Source organism: Streptomyces griseicoloratus, assembly GCF_014534645.1.
In the GTDB taxonomy this organism is placed as follows: domain Bacteria; phylum Actinomycetota; class Actinomycetes; order Streptomycetales; family Streptomycetaceae; genus Streptomyces; species Streptomyces griseicoloratus.
Window position 1 is genome coordinate 23,563 of sequence record NZ_JACVQF010000168.1, and the last position, 18,863, is coordinate 42,425.

Consider the following 18,863-nt stretch of genomic DNA (forward strand, 5'->3'; position numbering starts at 1 on the left):
CCCGGCCCCGCCCGTCCGCACGTCCGGCGAACGTTCAGTGCAGCGCCCTGCGCGAAACGGCGCTACCGCTTGGCCGCCTTGCGCGTCGCCCGCAGCCACTCCTTGTTCATACTGGTGATGGACATCAGCGGGATGCCCTTCGGGCAGGCCGTCGCGCACTCGCCGGTGAGCGTGCAGCCGCCGAAGCCCTCCTCGTCCATCTGCGCCACCATGTCCAGCACCCGGGTCTCCCGCTCGGGCGCGCCCTGCGGCAGGACGTTGAGGTGGTTGATCTTGGCGGAGGTGAACAGCATCGCCGCGCCGTTCGGGCAGGCCGCCACGCAGGCGCCGCAGCCGATGCACTCGGCGTGCTCGAAGGCGAAGTCGGCGTCCGGCTTCGGCACCGGGGTGGCGTGGGCCTCCGGCGCGGCGCCGGTCGGCGCGGTGATGTAGCCGCCGGCCTGGATGATGCGGTCGAAGGCCGACCGGTCGACGACCAGGTCCTTCACGACCGGGAAGGCGGCGGCCCGCCACGGCTCGATGTCGATCGTGTCGCCGTCCTTGAAGGACCGCATGTGCAGCTGGCAGGTGGTGGTGCGCTCGGGACCGTGGGCGTCGCCGTTGATCACGAGCGAGCAGGCACCGCAGATGCCCTCGCGGCAGTCGTGGTCGAAGGCGACCGGGTCCTCGCCCTTGAGGATGAGCTCCTCGTTGAGGGTGTCGAGCATCTCCAGGAAGGACATGTCGGGCGAGATGCCGTCCACCTCGTACGTGGACATGGCGCCGTCGGCGTCGGCGTTCTTCTGCCGCCAGACGCGCAGGGTGAGCCTCATGCGTAGCTCCGCTGAGTGGGGTGGACGTACTCGAAGACCAGGTCTTCCTTGTGCAGGGTGGGGGCCTCGCCGGTGCCCGTGAACTCCCAGGCCGCGGCGTAGCCGAACTCGTCGTCCTTGCGGGCCGCCTCGCCGTCGGGGGTCTGGGACTCCTCGCGGAAGTGGCCGCCGCAGGACTCGGAGCGGTGCAGGGCGTCGAGGCACATCAGCTCGGCGAGTTCCAGGTAGTCGACGATGCGGTTGGCCTTCTCCAGGGACTGGTTGAACTCCTCGCCGGTGCCCGGGACCTTGATCCGCCGCCAGAACTCCTCGCGGATCTGCGGGATCCGCTCCAGGGCCTTGCGCAGGCCGGAGTCGGTGCGGGCCATGCCGCAGAACTCCCACATGAGTTCGCCGAGTTCGCGGTGGAAGGAGTCCGGAGTGCGGTCGCCGTCCACGGACAGCAGCAGGTTCAGCCGGTCCTCGGTCTCGGCCAGCACCTCCTGGACCACCGGGTGGTCGGCGCCCACCTCGTCCTTGTGCGGGTTGCGGGCGAGGTAGTCGTTGATCGTGGCCGGGAGGACGAAGTAGCCGTCCGCCAGGCCCTGCATCAGCGCGGAGGCGCCGAGCCGGTTGGCGCCGTGGTCGGAGAAGTTGGCCTCGCCGATCGCGAACAGGCCGGGGATGGTGGTCTGCAGGTCGTAGTCGACCCACAGGCCGCCCATCGTGTAGTGCACGGCGGGGTAGATCCGCATCGGCACCTCGTACGGATCCTCGTCGGTGATCCGCTGGTACATGTCGAAGAGGTTGCCGTACTTGGCCTCGACCGCCTTGCGGCCCATGCGCTTGATGGCGTCGGCGAAGTCCAGGTAGACGCCCTGGCCGCCGGGGCCGACGCCGCGGCCCTCGTCGCAGACGTTCTTCGCGGCGCGGGAGGCGATGTCGCGGGGGACGAGGTTGCCGAAGGACGGGTAGATGCGCTCCAGGTAGTAGTCGCGCTCGTCCTCGGGGATCTTGTTCGGCGGCCGGTCGTCGCCCTTGGCCTTCGGCACCCAGATCCGGCCGTCGTTGCGCAGCGACTCGCTCATCAGCGTCAGCTTGGACTGGTGGTCGCCGGTGCGCGGGATGCAGGTGGGGTGGATCTGCGTGAAGCAGGGGTTGGCGAAGTAGGCGCCGCGCCGGTGCGCCCGCCAGATCGCGGTCGCGTTGGAGTTCATGGCGTTGGTCGACAGGTAGAAGACGTTGCCGTAGCCGCCGCTCGCCAGCACCACCGCGTCCGCGAAGTACGTGGAGATCTTCCCGGTGATCAGGTCGCGGGCGACGATGCCGCGCGCCCGCCCGTCGACGACGATCAGGTCGAGCATCTCGGTGCGCGGGTGCATCTCGACGTTGCCGGCCGCGATCTGCCGGCTGAGCGCCTGGTAGGCGCCGAGCAGGAGCTGCTGACCCGTCTGGCCGCGGGCGTAGAACGTGCGCGACACCTGGACGCCGCCGAAGGAGCGGGTGTCGAGCAGGCCGCCGTACTCGCGGGCGAAGGGGACGCCCTGCGCCACGCACTGGTCGATGATCTCCACGGAGATCTGGGCGAGCCGGTGCACGTTGGACTCGCGCGCCCGGAAGTCGCCGCCCTTGACGGTGTCGTAGAACAGGCGGTGGATGGAGTCGCCGTCGTTGCGGTAGTTCTTGGCCGCGTTGATGCCGCCCTGGGCGGCGATCGAGTGGGCGCGGCGCGGGGAGTCCTGGTAGCAGAACTGGACGACGTGGTAGCCCTGCTCGGCGAGCGTGGCACCGGCGGAGCCGCCCGCGAGACCGGTGCCCACGACGATCACCGTGTGCTTGCGCCGGTTGGCGGGGTTGACCAGCTTGGCCTCGAAGCGGCGCTTGTCCCAGCGCTCGTTGATCGGGCCGGTGGGGGCCTTGGTGTCGACGACCGGCTCACCGGTCGTGTAGTCGGCGTAGGTAGTCATGTCAGCTCACCACTCCGGTCATGACGCCCACGGGGACGGCGATGAAGCCCACCGTGAGCAGCAGCGCGAGGACGTTGGCGACGGTCTTCAGGGCGCGGTCGCGGGTACGGCTGCCGGCGCCGAGGGTCTGGGCGGCGCTCCAGAAGCCGTGCCGGATGTGCAGGCCGAGCGCGAGCATCGCGACGATGTAGATGACGTTGCCGTACCAGGTGGAGAAGGTGTCCACGACGTTCTGGTAGGGCTTGCCCGTCTCGAAGCCTCCGGAGTGCACGGTGCCGGTGGTCAGGTCCAGGATGTGCCAGACGATGAAGAGGCCGAGGATGATCCCGCCCCAGCGCATGGTGCGCGTCGCGTAGCTCGCCCGCGGCTTCTTGTGGACGTACTTGCTGGGCCGGGCCTTGATGTCGCGGCGGCTGAGCTGGTACGCGGACGTGGCGTGCGCGACGACGGCGACGACCAGCACGACGCGGACCAGCCAGAGCGTCCACTCGTAGTGCATGAAGGGTTCGCCGACGGTGCGCAGCCAGTGGGCATAGTGGTTGAACTCGCCCGCGCCGAAGTAGATCTTCAGGTTCCCGATCATGTGGGCGACCAGGTAGAGCAGCATGACGAGACCGCTGACCGCCATCACTGTCTTCTTGCCGACGGTCGAGTCCCACACGGTGCGCGCCATGGACGGCCGTCGGTCCGTCCGCGTTGCCAGAGCCATGTCACAAGACGCTACGGGGGGAAGGGCCGATCGGTCCAAGACATGGTGCGCCTTGTTTCCATAGGGGATGGCTATCGACGGCGTATCCTGGCGGAATGCAGTTGCAGCAGCTCCAGTACTTCGTGGCGGTCGCCGAGACCCGGCACTTCACCCGGGCCGCCGAGGCCGTCCACGTCGCGCAGCCGTCGCTGTCCCAGCAGATCAAGGCGCTGGAGCGGGAGCTCGGGGCGGACCTGTTCCTGCGGGCGCGCGGCAACATCACGCTGACGGACGCCGGCGAGGCGCTGCTGCCGCTGGCCCGGCGCATCCTGGCCGACGCGGACACCGCCCGGCACGAGGTGCTGGAGCTGGTGCAGCTGCGCCGCGGCCGGGTCCGCCTGGGCGCCACCCCGAGCCTGTGCACCGGCCTGCTCCCCGACGTGCTGCGCGCCTTCCACGACCGCTACCCCGGCATCCAGCTGCTGATCGAGGAGGGCGGCTCGCACGACCTCGTACGGGGACTCGCGCGCGGTGCGCTCGATCTCGCCCTGGTGGTGCTCCCGCTGCCCACCGCGTCGCCGGCGCTGACCACCGTGGAGCTGCTGCGCGAGGACCTGGTGGTGGTGTCGTCCCCGGAGGCGCCCCGGCCGGGCGGCGGGCGGCGCACCGTGCGCATCGCCGACCTGGAGGGTGAGCGTCTGGTGATGTTCCGGCACGGCTACGACCTGCGGGAGCTGACCGTGGCCGCGTGCCGCGCGGAGGGCTTCGAGCCGGACTTCGCCGTGGAGGGCGGGGAGATGGACGCGGTGCTGGGGTTCGTGCGGGCCGGGCTGGGGGTGGCCGTCGTTCCCCGGATGGTCGCCGCGCGGTCCGGGCGGGGACTGCGGGTCACTCCGCTGGCCCGCCCCGGCCTGCATCGCACCATCGCCCTCGCCCACCGCAGCGACGTGGCTCCACCGCGGGCGGCACGGGAGCTTCAGCGAATGCTGCTGGAGCGCTAGCACCGGCCCCGGCACGCCGCCTCGACTGTGCACCGGGCAAGCTCCAGGGGGTGACGGCGCGGGTTCGGCAGCTCGACCTGCCGCCAGGACGGCGGGCTTCTCCGGGAGCACGCCGCGCTCCGGCCGCGCCCGCGACCGGAGCGCCGTCGACCGCTAGCGTCCGGCGACCGGCTGCCCCACCGGCCGGCTCACGCCCGTCAGTTCCTCCGACACCGTCCACAACCGCCGGGCCACCACCGCATCGCTCGCCGCCGCCGACCGTCCGACCAGCGTCGGCCCGCCCCGCAGCTCGCCCAGCCCGTCCGGGCCCACGTAACTCGCCCCGGGCAGGTCCTGCGTCGCGGCGTACAGCGTCGGAAGGGCGCCCGCCCTGTCGTCCTGGGCGAAGAACCTGTTGCCGACCTTCATGAACGCCCGCATCACCGCACTCGCGGCATGGCTCTGCAGGTTGGTCGCCGCGTAGCCGGGGTGGGCGGCGAGGGCGCGGACCGGGGAGCCGGAGGCCGTCAGGCGGCGCTGGAGTTCCAGCGTGAAGAGGAGGTTCGCCAGCTTCGACTGGGCGTACGCGCGCCGCGGGTCGTAGCCGGACGTCCAGTTCAGGTCCTCGAAGCGGATCCGTCCGTCGGCCCAGCGGTGGGCGCCGGAGGACACCGTCACCACCCGGTCGGTGATGTGCGGCAGGAGCAGGTTCGTCAGCGCGAAGTGGCCCAGATGGTTCGTGCCGAACTGCATCTCGAAGCCGTCCGCCGTCCGCTGCTCCGGCAGCATCATCACGCCCGCGTTGTTGATCAGCAGGTCCAGCGGCCGGGCCTCCCAGGCGTCCGCGAACTCCCGCACGGAGGACAGGTCCGCCAGGTCCAGGCGCCGCACCTCCGTACTGCCGCTCACCCTCGCCGCCGCGCCACGACCGCGCTCCAGGTCCCGCACCGCGAAGACCACGTGCGCTCCCGCACGCGCCAGCGCCTCCGCCGTCGTGAGGCCGATCCCGCTGTTGGCGCCGGTGACGACCGCCGTACGGCCGGTGAGGTCGGGCAGGCGGCTCGCGTCCCACGCGTTGCTCTTCGTCTTCTCAGCCATGAACCGAATGTAGACGCCGCCAACAATGCTGTCAATGACAACAATGATGGCAACGACAACTATGCTGGCGATGCCTACATGGAGTTACGATGTCGCCCATGCCCAAGAGCCGCCCCTACCACCACGGAGATCTGCGCGCCACCCTGCTCGCAGCCGCGGAACACACCCTGCGTGAGAGGGGGGCCGGTTCCCTGTCGCTGCGCGAGCTCGCCCGCGAGGTCGGTGTCAGCCACGCCGCGCCCGGCCGGCACTTCAAGGACAAGCAGGCCCTGCTCAACGCCCTGGCGCTGGACGGGTACGACCGGCTGGGCCAGGCCCTGGACGCCGCCGACGACCCCGCCCTTGCCCTCGAACCCCGGCTCACCGCCCTCGCCCGGGCCTACCTCGGCTTCGCCATCGACAACGCGGAGCTGCTGGAGCTGATGTACGCCCGCAAGCACGACCCGGACGCCTCGGAGCAGATGGCCGCCGCCGTCGAACGGACGGTGGGCAAACTCGCCCAGGTCGTCGCGGACGCCCAGAAGCGCGGCGAGATCATCGCGGGCGCCCCCGAGGAGCTGAACCTCGTCACGGGCGCCACCCTGCACGGCATGGCCGCCTTCATCGCCGGCGGCATGCTGACCCCGGAGGCGGCCCTGGCAGGCGTGGAGACCCTGGTCCATCACCTGCTCCACGGCCTGAAGCCCCGCTGACGGTCGCACAGCCCTCGTGGACCGGTCAGGGGCGTCGGCGCTCCGGTGTCCGTGACACGGACGGGGGATTCACCGTGTCCGGCGGGCGTTTCGCGCATACCCTCGCGCTGTGAGCGACGATCAGTATCTGAGGTACCGGGACGACCTGGAGGTGCTGGCGGCCATCGGCACGCAGGTCGCGGCGCAGACCGACCGGGTCACCGTACGTCTGTCCGGGGCCCTGGCCGAGGCGGCGGTGGCCGCGTGGCAGCGCGAGGAGACCGCCGAGCCGGGCCCGGAGGGCGCCGCGCGGTACGCGCTCCGTGACGCCGCCGCGGAACTGGCGCTGATCGGACTCGCGATCACCGAGCGCGGTCGCCGGGAGGGCGAGGAGGTCGTGGTCGACCTGGACGTCGCCTCCGCCGGGGCGGCCGCGCGGGCCGCCGAGTAGCCCGGGGGACCGGTCCCCGCCTGGGCCCTCGCGCAGCCCGCCGGTGCCGGCCGGTCAGCCCGTGGCGTCCACCAGCGCCAGTTGGTGCAGTCGCTCGGGCGGGCCCGGGCGGGCGTAGTACCAGCCCTGGGCCGTGTCGCAGCCCAGTATGCGCAGTTGCTCGGCCTGGGCTCCGGTCTCCACGCCCTCCACGGTGACCGCCAGGTCCAGGCTGTGGGCCAGGGCGACGATGCCCTCGACGATCTTGAGGTCCACCGGATCGGCCGGGAACCGCTGCATGCTCTGGGTGAAGGAGCGGTCCAGCTTGAGCACGCTCACCGGCAGCCGGCGCAGGTTGGCGAGGTTGGAGTACCCGGTGCCGAAGTCGTCCAGGGCGATGTCGACGCCCATGTCGGCCAGCCGGCGCAATGGTTTCAGCAGATCGTCGTCGGCGCCGATCAGCGCCGACTCCGTCACCTCCAGGCACAGCGCGTCGGGGGCGACGCCCGTCCGCTCCAGGATGTCGACGGTGTCCTGCACCAGGCCGGGGTGGTTGAGCTGGCACGGCGAGAGGTTGACGTTGATGCGCAGCGGACCCGCGGCGTCCGGACCGCCGTGCCGCTCCCGCCACTCGCGGGCCTGGCGCACCGACTGCTCCAGCACCCAGCGGCCCAGCGGAACGATCAGGCCCGTGTGCTCGGCGAGCGGGATGAACCGGTCGGGGCCGAGCACCCCGTGCTGCGGGTGCAGCCACCGCACCAGGGCCTCGGCGCCGCGCACCGTGCCGTCGCCGAGGCGGACCAGCGGCTGGTACTCGATGAAGAACTCGCCCCGCTCCAGAGCGGCCGGCAGCGCGGTCGTCAGCCCGTGCCGGGTGATGACACGGGCGTCGGCCTCCGGGTCGGCGAGCTCGAACCGGTTGCCGCCCGCCGACTTGGCCCGGTACATGGTGATGTCGGCGCTGCGCAGCACCTCGGCCGGGCTGCGCTCCCCCGCCGGGCCCTCCACGATGCCGATGCTGCCGCGCACGGTCAGCTCCCGGCCGTCGATGCTGATGGGGGCGAGCAGGGCGTTCATGATGCGCCCGGCCAGCTCGTCGACCTGGTGCGCGGTGTCCGGGCCGGTGGTGAGGGCCACGAACTCGTCGCCGCCGAGCCGGGCGACCATCTCGCCGGGCGCCGTGGCGCACGCCTGCAGCCGGTCGGCGACCTCGACGAGCAGCCGGTCGCCGGCCGCGTGGCCGAGGCTGTCGTTGACGGTCTTGAAGCCGTCGAGGTCCAGGTAGCACAGGCCGAAGCGCTGGCCCGGGCCCGCGGCGAGTGCCTTCTCCAGGCGTTCGAAGAAGAAGCTGCGGTTGGGCAGTCCGGTGAGCGCGTCGTGCGTGGCCTCATAGCGCAGCCGCAGATTGAGCAGCCGCCGCTCGGTGGTGTCCTCCATGAGGGCCAGCTGGTACCGGGGGGTGCCGTCGGCGTCGCGCAGCAGGGAGACCGTCAGATTGGTCCACAGGACCGTTCCGTCGGGCCGGTAGAAGGCCTTCTCCACGTGGTAGTGCTCGCGTTCGCCGCGCACCAGCTCCTCGTAGAGCCGCCAGGTCTGGGGCGCGTCGTCGGGGTGCGTCCACTCCATGGCGTTGCGGCCGCGCAGCTGCTGGTCGCTCATGCCGAACATGCGGGTCAGCGCCCCGTTGACCTGAAGGATGTTGCCGTCCAGGTCGGCGATGCCGATGCCTATGGCGGCGCCCTCGAAGACCGCGCGGAAGCGGGCCTCGCTGGCGTGCAGCGCCTGTGCGACCACGCCCTGCGCCTTCAGCGCGGCCTGGGCGATGGCCTCCTGCTCGGCCAGGGTGCGTTCCCTCAGCGCCTGCGCGAACCCCGCCGCCATGGCGTGCTGCAGCCGGGCCGAGCGCGCCCGCAGATGCTCGGGGTCGCCGCCCTGGCCGCAGTAGAGCACCAGGTAGGCGTCGACGCAGTCCAGCGTCCGGCTGAGCGCCTCGGGGTCGGTGCAGTGCGCGCCGACGAGCGCGGCGCCGACCGCCCTGGCCTCCTCCTGGTCGAAGGCCCGGGCCCGCAGCGCCTCGCTCAGCCTCCGGGCCAGCGGCAGCAGTTGCTCCTCGAACTCGGGCCGGGTCGACGACGTCGACGTCACCGGGAAGACCGCCCGGCTCCAGATCGTCGCGAACCGCCGCAGTCTGTCCTCCGGCCCGTCCGGCTCCGCGCTCACGCCGTACGCCCCACGCCCGCGAAGCCGGAGAACGCATAGGGGTCCTCGTCCTCCGGCGCCGTCTCGGGCCGCCAGCGCGGCATCGGCACCAAGCCGGGTTCCACCATGTCGTACCCTTCGAAGAACCGCGCGATCTCCTCGCGCGAGCGCATGATCAGCGGGTTGCGAATGTCCTTGTATACGTCCACCGCGCCCCCGGCCCGCTCGGCGGGCAGCGGGATTCCCTCGTACGAGGCATGCGTGAGGACGAGCAGGCTGCCGGGCGCGAGCGCGTCGCTCAGTTCGGCCACCGCCCCGTACGGGTCGTCCGCGTCTTCCACGAAGTGCAGTATGGCAACGAGAAGGAGCGCCACCGGGCGATTCAGGTCGATCAGCCGCTCCACCTGGGGGCTGGAGAGGATGTCCTGGGGCTTGAGGAGGTCCGCGGCCACGACGTCCGCGTCGGTGTTGCCGTCCAGGACCGCCTGGCTGTGCGCGACCGCCACCGGGTCGTGGTCGACGTAGACCACGCGGGCGCCGGGCCGGACCGTCTGGGCCACCTCGTGGACGTTGCCGAAGGTGGGGATGCCGGAGCCGATGTCCAGGAACTGGCTGATGCCCTCGTCGGCGGCGAAGCGCACGGCGCGGCGCATCAAGGCCCGGTTCGCCTGCATGATCTTGGGGAGTCCCGGCATGAACTCCATCGCCTTGCGGGCCGCTTCCCGGTCGACCTCGAAGTTGTGCGAACCGCCCAGGTAGAAGTCGTAGATCCGGGACACGCTGGGCACCGAGATGTCGATGCTCCGTGGAGCCCAGGCGGGACGCTCCATCTCTCTCTCCATGGCTTAGGCGATCCGGTGTTCGAGCCGAGGCTACTGATCGCCCGGCAAAGGAGCGAGCTGAAACGGAAATTGACCATCCGTTCCCGGTCACTGCCTGCGGCACGTGCCGCCCGCCAAGGCGCGCCAAAGCACGCGAAACGGGTCCGTCCCCTCCGCCTGGGATGCGGAGGGGACGGACCGTTCGGCCGCGCGCCGCGGGGTTCGTACGGCACTCTCGCTCGCCCTCGACCCTCCCTTCGCGTGCGGTGGTGCCCGTCCGGGCGAGGCGAAACCCTGGGGAGGGGTTTCTACTTCTTGGGCGCGCCGACCGGCTTTCCGTCGGGTGCGACGGCGTACCAGGTGCCGCCGACGCCCTGACCGTTGGTGTCGCCGGGTTTCTCGTCACCGGCGAAGGTGTAGATGGGCCAGCAGTCGACCGTCTGCTGCTCGGTGCCGTCGGAGCGGGTGAAGCTCATCAGGCCCTTCTTCTGCACGCCCTCGGTGTCGTCCGCGGCGACGGGGGCCACGGCCGGCCACTTCTCCAGGCAGGCGCCGTCGCACGCCGACACCGGCTTCGGCCACGCCTCGTCCTTCATGAAGCGGTAGACGGTCATGCCGTTCTTGTCGACGACGATCTCGCCGAGCTCCGGGTCGTTGCGGGTGGACAGGCCGGGCAGGTCGGCGGCCTTCGCCTTCTTGCCGTCCGGGGCGAGCGCGTACCACTTGCCGTTCACGCCCTGGCCCTTGACGTCCCCGGCGGCGGTGTCCTTGGCGTAGCGGTACGCCGGCCAGCCGCCGATGGTCAGCTGCTTGGTGCCGTCGGCGCGGGTGACCTCGCCGAGGAGGGCCTTGTCGATGCCCTCGCCGGCGATGGCGTCGTCCGCGGCCACGGGCGGCCAGGCGGTGGCGCAGTCGCCGTCGCACGTCGACTTGGGCGGCTGGGCCGTGTCCTGGTCGAAGCGGTACAGGGTGCGGCCCGAGCCGTCGGTCACCAGCTCGCCGAGTTCGGTGTCCGCGGAGACGGACAGCTTGCCCGCGGAGGCGGGCGGACTCGCCGACCGCCGCCCGTCGTTCACGCCCGCGCCGAGCCCGTCGCCGGCCCCGGCACCGATGTCGCCGATGTCCCCGGGTGCGGCCGTGGCACCGACGTTCTGGCTGGCCCCGGCTCCGCCGCCGTCCTGACCGCACGCCGTCGTGAGCGCCAGCACCGCCGCGGCGCTCGCCAGGAGTGAGGCGCTCCGCCAGGAGGTCTTCATGGTCCGTTCCCCCATCGTCACAAGGGTGTTGCGGCGCCCTTCTGCGCCGCCGCACGACACTGGGTACGGAGCGGGGCCTCGATTGTGTTCAACCCGGGCCCGGTTTTTCTTCCGGGCCCGCCGGGTCCCCGTACGCCAGTGCGGGTCCGCTGACACGGGCGGCTTCGGCCGATCAAACCCCCGGCCTGCGATTGTCCCCCGTTCGGGGCAATCGCCCGGTACTCCCGCGTGCCCCGGGGGATCAGGCTCCATGATCTCGGTCGTGCATGCACCCGAACCAACCCGATCCGCCTGTGCGGGGCGGGTGTTGGCCCTGGTGACCCTGGCCTTCGCGCTCGTCGGCGCACCCGTCGGCGAGGTGCGGGCCGACGCCTGCGCCTACGTGTCGACCGGCCCGGGCGGTACCGAGGCGGTGGCGGTCGCCGGGAGCGGCTCCTGGCCGACCTTCCCGCCGTGTCAGACGCCCACGCCGACGCCGACACCGACGCCCACCCCGACGCCGACACCGCCTCCGCCCAGGCCCACGCCTCCGCCTCCGCCCGCGCCGAAGCCGCCCCCGCCGACCCCGGCACCCGAGCCGCCGCCACCGCAGCCGGCGCCGGCCCGGCCCACGCCGACACCGACGCCGAGTCCCACGCCGACGCCCAGGCCCCCGGCTCCCCCGGTGACGCCGACGCCCACGCCGTCGGTCACGCCCACCCCCCGCCCGTCGCTGACCCCGGTGCACTACCCCCGGTACCGCGCCGCCCGGCCGCAGCGGCGGCCCTCCCGCGGTGCCCCGTCGCCGCTCGTCTTCGTCCTGCTCATCACGGCCCCCGCGGTGGTCGCCGTCGCCGCGCTGCGCCCGCGCTGATTCCTGGAGGTTCCTCTTGCCGGAATGGCTTGTTCTCACCCTCGCGATGCTGGCCGCCTGTGCCGTGGTGGTCGTCGTCACCTTCGTACGGCACCGGACGGCGTCCGATGACGAGGACATCACCGAGACCCCGGACGTCATCGAGTACATGACGATGTGGATCGGCGTCGTGTACGCCATCGTCCTGGGTCTGGCCATCGCGGGCGTCTGGGAGGCACGCAGCGCCGCCCAGGACCACGTGCAGGCGGAGGCGGTCGCGCTGCACGAGATCTCGGAACGCGTCCGGGTCTATCCGCCCGAGGTACGCGACCGCATCCGGGAGGATGTCAACGCCTATGTCGGACACGTGGTGACCACCGAGTGGAAGGCCATGGCCGACCACGGCCGGGTCACCGAACGCGGCGACGAACTGCTCGACCGCGTCCGCGCGGACGTCACCGACTACGAACCGAGGACGGACTTCGAGGCACAGGCCTACCAGCCGCTCGTCGACCAGGTGACGGCGGCGGACCAGGCGCGCAGCGCCCGGGCGGAGTCGACCGGGGCGACGATGCCGGGCGTGGTGTGGTTCGGTCTGATCACCGGGGGCGTCGTCACCGTCGGGATGGTCTTCGCCCTGCAGATCCGGCGCACGGCGCGTGAACTGGTGCTCGCCGGGCTGTTCTCCGCGCTGATCGCCTTCCTGTTGTTCCTGATCTGGGACTTCGACGCCCCCTACAGCCGCGGGGTCGCGGCATCGACGGACCCCTTCCTGAACCTCTTCCCGGGTGTGGGGGACTGACAAGGGCTCACGGGGAGCCCGCCGGGGGACGACCGGTACACCGGCTCCGTCCCCCGGCAGGTGATCCGGGGGGACCCATCCGTACGGTCCGTGGAGAAGGAGGTCACATCCGTCGCTCGGACCGGCGGCGCATCCAGAACAGCCCGCCGCCGGCGACGGCCGCGGTCACGAGTCCGCCGCCGATCGCGATGTCCGCCGGGGTCGCCCCGCGCGACCTGCTGCCGCCGACGCCGCCGCGGACACCGCCGATCACGGTGAAGGCGGCCGGGCGGGTCAGCCTCCTGCCCGAGCAGTCGGCCCGGATGTCGTACGAGCCCGGCCGGGCGTTGCTGTTGATGGTGGCGGTGCCCCGGGAGGTCTGGTTGGCACCGCTGACCGGGGTGAGTTCGGCGGTCCGGAAGGCGCCCGAGCTCATCGTGCCGCCGTCCGGGCAGCCGTCGACCGTGACCGTCAGCTCACCACCGCGGGCGATCGCGCTCGGCAGGGCGACGATGTTGCTCAGCCCGCCGTGGTGACCGCCGTTGCCTCCGTTCCCGAAGCCACCGTTGCCACCGTTGCCGCGGTCTCCGAAGCCGCCATTGCCCCCGAATTCATCGTTATCGCCATGGCCACGGAAGTCACCGTTGCCACGGTTGCCACCGAAGCCACCATTACCGCCGAAGCCGCCATTGCCTCCGTGGCCACCGAAGCCGCCATGGCCGCCGTCGCCCCGGAAGTTCCCATTGCCACCGAAGTCCCCGTTCCCGTCGAAACCGTCATTGCCCCCAACCCCGTCGTTGCCGCCGTTGCCGCCGCCCAGGGGTTCGCTGTCGCCGCCGCCGACGACGCCGGGCCGGGCGGCGATGGTGCTCGCGTCCCCCGCGGCGGCCAAGGGCGTGGCAAGCCCCAGTACAGCCACCGCGGCGCCTGCGGCCGCCAAGGCACGAGAGTTGCGCATGTGATCCTCCGCTGAAGACGCCCCGGGTCCTGTCCCGGTCAATCGGCGAGAAAGCGTCTCCGGGGTAGACCCTCAGTTGCCCTGCGCGCGGCCGCATTTCGGGAATGGTCCGTCCTGGTGAGGGCAGCCGCCGGCCGGAACGCGTGAGCGTCTGTCGCCGCAGGTCACGGGCTGTCAGGAATTTCCGCACGGGCGATCCCGGATGGCCTACCGCATGCCCCGGGAACCACCCGTTCGCCCCGCTCGCGTCGCCGGCCGGATGCGCGGCCCTTAGCGTTCCGGTATGCGCGACCGACACGGCGACGGCCGCGTCGAGAGGGGATGACGAATGTCTGCGTCCGAACTGGCCGAAGAGGAGGAGCCGCAGAGGAGGAAGCGCGCGCCCTGGGGTGTGATAGCGCTTGTTCTGCTGAGTGGCCTCGCACTCATTCGGAATGGTTCGGGGGAGTTCGACGCCGGCCCGCCGCAGCCCGCGTCGGCCGCCGCCTCCGACACCCGCGCGGCCGGTGACACGCGCCCCGCCGACGGCCTCGCGCCGCTGCCGTACGCCGTCCCCGACCGGGTCAGGATCCCCGCGATCCAGGTCGACGCGCCGATCACCGGGGTCGGCCTGGACGCGCAGGGATGGGTCGACGCGCCCCCGCCGGAGGACCCCGACCTGGCCGGCTGGTTCACCGGCGCCGTCTCCCCCGGCGAGAAGGGCACCGCGGTCGTGGTCGGCCACGTCGACAACGACGAGGGGCCGGCCGTCTTCTACGGGCTCGGCGCCCTGAAGAAGGGGAACACGGTCGAGATCGTCCGCCGGGACCGGAAGACCGCGGTGTTCGAGATCTACGGCGTCGAGGTGTTCGAGAAGAAAGACTTCCCCGGCGACCGGGTCTACGCCTCCAAGGGCGCCCCCGAACTGCGGGTCATCACCTGCGGCGGCGGCTTCACCGAGCAGAACGGCTACGAGGGGAACGTCGTCGTGTTCGCCCGCCTGGCCGGGGTCCGCTGAGCCTGCCCGGCCGGGCGGGCCCGGCCGGGCGGGCGCGGGCCGGTCAGGCGCGTGGCCGCCGGGGGACGGTGATGTGGTAGCCGGAGTCCAGCAGCCGGGGCAGGTAGGAGCGCAGGGCGCGGACGCTCTGGGAGCGGTCGCCCCCGGCGTCGTGGGAGAGCACCACGACCCCGGGGGCGGCTCCGTCCTCGACCCGGTCGACGATCGTGCGGGTGCCGGGGGTGGTCCAGTCGAGGGTGTCGACGGTCCAGGCGAGCGGCTCCATGCCGAGTTCGGCGCCCAGATGGAAGGCCGCGCGGTTCCAGGCCCCGTACGGCGCGCGGAACCACCGGGGCCGCTCCCCGCAGGCTTCCTCGATGACGTCGCTGGTGCGTGTCATCTCGGAGCGGATCCGGCGCCGGGTGAGACGGGTGAGCAGGGGGTGGGACCAGGTGTGGTTGCCGACGACATGGCCCTCCTCGCTCATCCGGGCCAGCAGGTCCTGGTTGTGGACGGCCATCTCCCCGCACACGAAGAACATGGCGCGCACGTCGTACGTCGCCAGTGTGTCGAGGATGTCCGGGGTGTAGCGGGGGTCGGGTCCGTCGTCGAAGGTCAGCACCATGACACGGCCCCGTCCGGTCATGCGGAGCAGCGGCTCACGGCGCACCGGGGTCCGGCCGGGCGCGGTACGCGGTGCGCCGTGGCCGGTCAGCGGCTGGAGGCGGTAGGCGGAGGGCTTGAGCGGGCGGCGCGCCTGGGGGCCGGGGGCGGGCGCGGCTGGACGGACCGGCTCCTCCCCCAGGCCCCCCGCGAGCGCACCGGCGGTGCCGGCCGCTCCCACAGCGACGGCACCGGCGAGCAGGGCGCGGCGCCGCGTGAGCAACTGATCCGTCTTCATGACTCATCAGTCGCCCGGAGGGGGACCGGCGCACTTGAGCAACACCGGGACGGCGGTACCGGTCCACTCGCCCGGCCCAGTGATCACACCGACGGCGACGCTGCCCGGGGAACGGCGGAACGGGTGACTCCGCCGGTTCCGATAACCTCACCGGCGTGACGGAACAGCAGCACTCGCACTCCCATCGGTTCGAGCGGGGCACGGACGGGCCGAAGGTCATCGTCGTCGGGGTGGACGGCTCCGACTCCTCGCTCCGCGCGGCGGCCTATGCCGGCGGGCTGGCCCGGCGGCAGCGTGCCCTGCTCGCCGTGGTGTACGTGCAGCCGGTGATGGCGGCGGGGGCTGCGCTCGGCGCTCCGGTGGTGGAGACGACCGACGAGATCGCCGAGGACCTGGTGGCGCAGATCCGTGCCGCGGCCGAGCGGGTGAAGGGGATATTCGAGGTGCGCTGGGAGTTCCACACCTTCCGTGGGGACCCCTACAACGGCCTGGTGTCGGCGGCCGACGAGCTGAAGGCGGACGCGGTGGTCGTGGGCGCCTCCGAGCAGGCCGGGCACCGGATCGTGGGTTCGGTCGCGGTCCGGCTGGTGAAGGCGGGGCGCTGGCCCGTGACCGTGGTGCCGTGACACCCGTCGGCGCGGTGTGTGCGTCGTGCCTTCCGTCGGGGACGTGCGTGAGTCATCATGATCCACCGTCAGCCGTTTGCCGATCACAAAGAGGTGAGGCGCATGGCCGGGCTCCGCATGGGCGAGGGCATTCTCCGTCGCAAACCCATCGAGCACATCGAGGAGACGGAGGTCGGTGAGGGCCCGCGGCTGGAGCGGTCGCTGGGCCTGTGGCAGCTGACCGCGATCGGTGTGGGCGGCATCATCGGTGCGGGCATCTTCACCCTGGCCGGCACGGTCGCCAACGGCACGGCCGGTCCCGCGGTCCTGGTGTCGTTCCTGATCGCCGGTGTGGCGAGCGCCGCGGCGGCCCTGTCGTACGCCGAGTTCGCCGGGCTGATCCCGAAGGCGGGTTCCGCGTACACGTACGGCTACGCGGTGCTCGGGGAGCTGGCGGGCTGGTTCATCGGCTGGGACCTGCTGCTGGAGTACACGGCCATCGTGGCGGTGGTCGCCATCGGCATCTCCGGCTACTTCAGCTTCCTGCTCGGCGAGACGGGGCTCGAACTGCCGACCTGGATGCTGGGCGCGCCCGGCACCGGCGACGGGCACCGGGTCGACCTGTTCGCGGCGGTGCTGTGCCTGCTCATCGCGTACCTGCTGAACCTCGGTATCAAGAACGCGGCCCGCTTCGAGATGGTGGTGGTCGTGCTGAAGGTGCTGGTGGTGCTGCTGGTGATCGCGGTCGGTGTCTTCCACATCAACGCCGCGAACTACAGCCCGTTCTTCCCGTACGGGGTGGGCGGGGCGTTCACCGGCGCGGCGACGGTGTTCTTCGCGGTCTTCGGCTACGACGCCATGTCGACGGCGGCGGAGGAGTCCAAGGACGCCCAGCGGCACATGCCGAAGGCGATCATCTACTCGCTGGCGATCTCGATGGTGCTGTACGTGGCGGCCTGCCTGGTCCTGACCGGCATGCAGAACTACCGGGACATCGACCCGGAGAGCGGCTTCTCGACGGCGTTCAAGTCGGTGGGACTGAGCGGCCTGGCCGATGTCATCGCGGTGGGCGCCATCATCGGCATCCTCACCGTGATGTTCACCTTCATGCTGGGTGTCACGCGGGTGTGGTTCAGCATGAGCCGGGACGGGCTGCTGCCCAGGTGGTTCGCCAAGACGCACCCGACGCGGCACGTGCCGACCCGGGTGACGTGGATCGTCGGGTTCGCGTCGGCCGCCATCGCCGGGTTCCTGCCGATCGGCGAGGCGGCCGAGCTGACCAACATCGGCATCCTGCTGGCGTTCGTGGTGGTGTGCGCGGCGGTGATCGTGCTGCGCTACCGGCAGCCGGAGCTGCCGCGCACGTTCCGGACGCCGTGGATGCCGTTCGTGCCGGGCCTGGGGATCGTGTTCTCGATCTGGCTGATCACGTTCCTGCAGTGGCAGACCTGGGCGCGGTTCGCGGTGTGGTTCGCGGTCGGCCTGGTGATCTACTTCGGTTACTCCTACCGGCGCTCCGCGCTGGCCGGCCCCCGGTAGGACCGGCCGTCACAGGGTGCGGAGGAAGTCGAGCAGGATCGTGGTGAACTCCTCCGGCTTCTCCAGGTTGATGTAGTGGCCGACGCCGTCGACGGTCACGGACCGGCCGTCGCGGACGGCGCGGACGAGCCGTTCGGCGGCGCCGGTCAGGTCGTCCGGTTCGAGGGAGCCGTTGACGGCGAGCACCGGTACGTCGACCTTCGGGACCCGGGACCACGTGTCGGTCATCGGCACGTGCAGGTTCGGCTCGCCGGGGCTGTGCTTGGACATGGTGTGGAGGGCCATGTCGCGCAGGCGGTGCAGGATGCCGGGGTCGATGTCGTCCGGCGTGCGGTGGGCGCCGGGTACCACGCGCAGGAACGCTGCGAGCCAGCCGTCGAGGTCACCGGCCGCCAGGGTGCGCGCGTACTCCTCCTGGATCTGCCGGTACCAGGGGTCGGTGTACTCGAAATCGCTGGTGGCGGCGCCGCAGGCGACCACCGCGCGCACCAGCTCCGGGTACTCCAGGACGGTGTCGGTGGCGATCGCGCCGCCCATCGACAGACCGACGAGCACAGCGGGGCCGGCGTCGAGGTGCCGCAGCAGCCCGGCGAGGTCGTCCGCCCAGCGGAACGGCTCGGTGGCGTTGGCCGAGAATCCGTGGCCGCGGACGTCCGGGGCGATCACGCGGTGGTGGGCGGCCAGGGCCGGGATCTGGGCGTCGTAGAGACGGTGGTCGACGAACCCGGAGTGGAGCAGCACGACGAGGTCCCCGGCGCCGGCGTCGCGGTAGGCGAGGTCCCCGTCGGAGGAGGTGAAGAAGCGCAGATCCGAAGCAGCATTCATGACAACCAAGGTGTCATCATCTCGGAATCTTGGCAACCTAGATGTCATGATGGACGGGTGACCACCACCGACGCCCCCCTCCCGCCGGACGAGCTCGGCCGGCGCCTCACCGAGATCTACGACCTGGTCGGTCCCCTCTACCGGCGCGCGCAGCGCAGTGTGGAGCAGGAGCTGACCGGCGACGGCCTGTCCGTCGGCGTGCGCGCCGTGCTGACCCTGCTGCACCGGAACGGGCCGATGACCGTGCCGCAGATGGGCCGGGCACAGGCGATCAGCCGTCAGTTCGTGCAGCGCATGGTCAACGACGCCGCGGCCGGGGGCCTGGTCGAGAGCATCGCGAACCCCGCGCACCGGCGCTCGTCGCTGATCCGGCTCACCGAGGCGGGGCGGACGACGATCGGCGCGGTCCTGGACCGGGAGCACCTGCTGCTCCGGCAGGTGGGCGGGGACCTCACGGACGCGGACGTGACGGCGTGCCTGCGCGTGCTCGGGGCCATGCTGACGGCCCTCGACCACGTGGACGTCACCTGACCCACCTCCCCATC

General features: G+C 71.7%; 20 protein-coding genes and 1 pseudogene. 10 read left to right on the forward strand and 11 right to left on the reverse strand.

Annotated elements, in window-relative coordinates:
- Window positions 1-62 precede the first annotated feature (62 nt).
- From H0H10_RS06815 to H0H10_RS06825, 3 genes are read right to left on the reverse strand one after another with little or no spacing between them, the layout of a single operon-like run.
- Window positions 63-812: a succinate dehydrogenase/fumarate reductase iron-sulfur subunit gene (locus tag H0H10_RS06815; protein ID WP_188179936.1), complete on the reverse strand. Its 750-nt coding sequence runs from the start codon at window positions 810-812 to the stop codon at window positions 63-65.
- On the reverse strand, window positions 809-2,758 hold the full coding sequence (locus tag H0H10_RS06820; protein ID WP_188179937.1) for a fumarate reductase/succinate dehydrogenase flavoprotein subunit: 1,950 nt from the start codon (window positions 2,756-2,758) through the stop codon (window positions 809-811). Before H0H10_RS06820 ends, H0H10_RS06815 begins: the two co-directional genes overlap by 4 nt.
- A gap of 1 nt (window position 2,759) precedes the next feature.
- Window positions 2,760-3,431, reverse strand: a complete 672-nt coding sequence (locus tag H0H10_RS06825; protein ID WP_188180114.1) for a succinate dehydrogenase — start codon at window positions 3,429-3,431, stop codon at window positions 2,760-2,762.
- Window positions 3,432-3,562: 131 nt separating this feature from the next.
- On the opposite strand from H0H10_RS06825, the gene H0H10_RS06830 reads away from it, so the two are divergent.
- Entirely contained in the window at window positions 3,563-4,447 is an 885-nt protein-coding gene (locus H0H10_RS06830) for a LysR family transcriptional regulator (protein WP_188179938.1), read from the forward strand.
- A 153-nt stretch (window positions 4,448-4,600) separates the two neighbouring features.
- On the opposite strand, the gene H0H10_RS06835 is transcribed toward H0H10_RS06830, so the two are convergent.
- The gene (locus tag H0H10_RS06835) at window positions 4,601-5,524 is read right to left on the reverse strand and encodes an oxidoreductase (RefSeq protein WP_188179939.1); all 924 of its coding nucleotides are present in this window, start codon (window positions 5,522-5,524) and stop codon (window positions 4,601-4,603) included.
- Between the two features lie 89 nt (window positions 5,525-5,613).
- Between H0H10_RS06835 and H0H10_RS06840 the strand changes: the two genes are divergently transcribed.
- On the forward strand, window positions 5,614-6,216 hold the full coding sequence (locus H0H10_RS06840) for a TetR/AcrR family transcriptional regulator (protein WP_188179940.1): 603 nt from the start codon (window positions 5,614-5,616) through the stop codon (window positions 6,214-6,216).
- A 109-nt stretch (window positions 6,217-6,325) separates the two neighbouring features.
- Window positions 6,326-6,646: a hypothetical protein gene (locus H0H10_RS06845; RefSeq protein ID WP_223179479.1), complete on the forward strand. Its 321-nt coding sequence runs from the start codon at window positions 6,326-6,328 to the stop codon at window positions 6,644-6,646.
- Between the two features lie 54 nt (window positions 6,647-6,700).
- On the opposite strand, the gene H0H10_RS06850 is transcribed toward H0H10_RS06845, so the two are convergent.
- The 4 genes from H0H10_RS06850 to H0H10_RS39660 all read right to left on the reverse strand — a co-directional run bounded on the left by H0H10_RS06850 (window position 6,701) and on the right by H0H10_RS39660 (window position 11,594).
- Window positions 6,701-8,845 carry a putative bifunctional diguanylate cyclase/phosphodiesterase gene (locus tag H0H10_RS06850; RefSeq protein ID WP_188179941.1) on the reverse strand — a complete coding sequence of 715 codons (2,145 nt, stop codon included), beginning with the start codon at window positions 8,843-8,845 and terminating at the stop codon, window positions 6,701-6,703.
- Window positions 8,842-9,654, reverse strand: coding sequence for an SAM-dependent methyltransferase (locus H0H10_RS06855; RefSeq protein ID WP_188179942.1), 813 nt, complete (start codon window positions 9,652-9,654; stop codon window positions 8,842-8,844). Before H0H10_RS06855 ends, H0H10_RS06850 begins: the two co-directional genes overlap by 4 nt.
- Window positions 9,655-9,953: 299 nt before the next feature.
- The gene (locus H0H10_RS06860; protein ID WP_188180116.1) at window positions 9,954-10,901 is read right to left on the reverse strand and encodes an SCO0930 family lipoprotein; all 948 of its coding nucleotides are present in this window, start codon (window positions 10,899-10,901) and stop codon (window positions 9,954-9,956) included.
- A 456-nt stretch (window positions 10,902-11,357) separates the two neighbouring features.
- On the reverse strand, window positions 11,358-11,594 hold the full coding sequence (locus H0H10_RS39660) for a hypothetical protein (protein WP_223179480.1): 237 nt from the start codon (window positions 11,592-11,594) through the stop codon (window positions 11,358-11,360).
- Window positions 11,595-11,622: 28 nt separating this feature from the next.
- Between H0H10_RS39660 and H0H10_RS40485 the strand changes: the two genes are divergently transcribed.
- Together H0H10_RS40485 and H0H10_RS06870 are read left to right on the forward strand one after the other, a co-directional pair.
- On the forward strand, window positions 11,623-11,754 hold the full coding sequence (locus H0H10_RS40485; protein WP_262506240.1) for a hypothetical protein: 132 nt from the start codon (window positions 11,623-11,625) through the stop codon (window positions 11,752-11,754).
- 16 nt (window positions 11,755-11,770) lie between these two features.
- The gene (locus H0H10_RS06870; RefSeq protein ID WP_188179944.1) at window positions 11,771-12,535 is read left to right on the forward strand and encodes a bestrophin-like domain; all 765 of its coding nucleotides are present in this window, start codon (window positions 11,771-11,773) and stop codon (window positions 12,533-12,535) included.
- 103 nt (window positions 12,536-12,638) lie between these two features.
- Here the strand turns inward: H0H10_RS06870 and H0H10_RS41160 are convergent.
- Window positions 12,639-13,141: pseudogene (locus tag H0H10_RS41160) on the reverse strand (hypothetical protein).
- Here H0H10_RS41160 and H0H10_RS41165 point away from each other — a divergent pair.
- Together H0H10_RS41165 and H0H10_RS06880 are read left to right on the forward strand one after the other, a co-directional pair.
- Complete coding sequence (locus H0H10_RS41165) at window positions 13,140-13,487, forward strand: hypothetical protein (protein WP_373566815.1); 348 nt, start codon at window positions 13,140-13,142, stop codon at window positions 13,485-13,487. The pseudogene H0H10_RS41160 and the gene H0H10_RS41165 overlap by 2 nt on opposite strands.
- Window positions 13,488-13,800: 313 nt before the next feature.
- On the forward strand, window positions 13,801-14,469 hold the full coding sequence (locus H0H10_RS06880; RefSeq protein WP_188179946.1) for a class F sortase: 669 nt from the start codon (window positions 13,801-13,803) through the stop codon (window positions 14,467-14,469).
- 43 nt (window positions 14,470-14,512) lie between these two features.
- Here H0H10_RS06880 and H0H10_RS06885 read toward each other — a convergent pair whose 3' ends face one another.
- Window positions 14,513-15,349, reverse strand: a complete 837-nt coding sequence (locus tag H0H10_RS06885) for a polysaccharide deacetylase family protein (protein WP_188179947.1) — start codon at window positions 15,347-15,349, stop codon at window positions 14,513-14,515.
- 155 nt (window positions 15,350-15,504) lie between these two features.
- Between H0H10_RS06885 and H0H10_RS06890 the strand changes: the two genes are divergently transcribed.
- Entirely contained in the window at window positions 15,505-15,975 is a 471-nt protein-coding gene (locus H0H10_RS06890) for a universal stress protein (RefSeq protein WP_188179948.1), read from the forward strand.
- A gap of 102 nt (window positions 15,976-16,077) precedes the next feature.
- The gene (locus tag H0H10_RS06895) at window positions 16,078-17,493 is read left to right on the forward strand and encodes an amino acid permease (protein WP_188179949.1); all 1,416 of its coding nucleotides are present in this window, start codon (window positions 16,078-16,080) and stop codon (window positions 17,491-17,493) included.
- 9 nt (window positions 17,494-17,502) lie between these two features.
- Here H0H10_RS06895 and H0H10_RS06900 read toward each other — a convergent pair whose 3' ends face one another.
- Complete coding sequence (locus tag H0H10_RS06900) at window positions 17,503-18,318, reverse strand: alpha/beta fold hydrolase (RefSeq protein WP_188179950.1); 816 nt, start codon at window positions 18,316-18,318, stop codon at window positions 17,503-17,505.
- Window positions 18,319-18,375: 57 nt separating this feature from the next.
- Between H0H10_RS06900 and H0H10_RS06905 the strand changes: the two genes are divergently transcribed.
- Window positions 18,376-18,849: a MarR family winged helix-turn-helix transcriptional regulator gene (locus tag H0H10_RS06905; RefSeq protein ID WP_188179951.1), complete on the forward strand. Its 474-nt coding sequence runs from the start codon at window positions 18,376-18,378 to the stop codon at window positions 18,847-18,849.
- Window positions 18,850-18,863 lie beyond the last annotated feature (14 nt).

Coding starts and splice junctions, on each gene's coding strand:
- H0H10_RS06860 (WP_188180116.1), bottom strand. CDS start 10,901: ATGAAGACCTCCTGGCGGAGCGCCTCACTCCTGGCGAGCGCCGCGGCG.
- H0H10_RS06880 (WP_188179946.1), top strand. CDS start 13,801: ATGTCTGCGTCCGAACTGGCCGAAGAGGAGGAGCCGCAGAGGAGGAAG.
- H0H10_RS06820 (WP_188179937.1), bottom strand. CDS start 2,758: ATGACTACCTACGCCGACTACACGACCGGTGAGCCGGTCGTCGACACC.
- H0H10_RS41165 (WP_373566815.1), top strand. CDS start 13,140: ATGGCCACGGAAGTCACCGTTGCCACGGTTGCCACCGAAGCCACCATT.
- H0H10_RS06885 (WP_188179947.1), bottom strand. CDS start 15,349: ATGAAGACGGATCAGTTGCTCACGCGGCGCCGCGCCCTGCTCGCCGGT.
- H0H10_RS06835 (WP_188179939.1), bottom strand. CDS start 5,524: ATGGCTGAGAAGACGAAGAGCAACGCGTGGGACGCGAGCCGCCTGCCC.
- H0H10_RS06830 (WP_188179938.1), top strand. CDS start 3,563: ATGCAGTTGCAGCAGCTCCAGTACTTCGTGGCGGTCGCCGAGACCCGG.
- H0H10_RS06855 (WP_188179942.1), bottom strand. CDS start 9,654: ATGGAGCGTCCCGCCTGGGCTCCACGGAGCATCGACATCTCGGTGCCC.
- H0H10_RS06825 (WP_188180114.1), bottom strand. CDS start 3,431: ATGGCGCGCACCGTGTGGGACTCGACCGTCGGCAAGAAGACAGTGATG.
- H0H10_RS06900 (WP_188179950.1), bottom strand. CDS start 18,318: ATGAATGCTGCTTCGGATCTGCGCTTCTTCACCTCCTCCGACGGGGAC.
- H0H10_RS06895 (WP_188179949.1), top strand. CDS start 16,078: ATGGCCGGGCTCCGCATGGGCGAGGGCATTCTCCGTCGCAAACCCATC.
- H0H10_RS06840 (WP_188179940.1), top strand. CDS start 5,614: ATGTCGCCCATGCCCAAGAGCCGCCCCTACCACCACGGAGATCTGCGC.
- H0H10_RS06815 (WP_188179936.1), bottom strand. CDS start 812: ATGAGGCTCACCCTGCGCGTCTGGCGGCAGAAGAACGCCGACGCCGAC.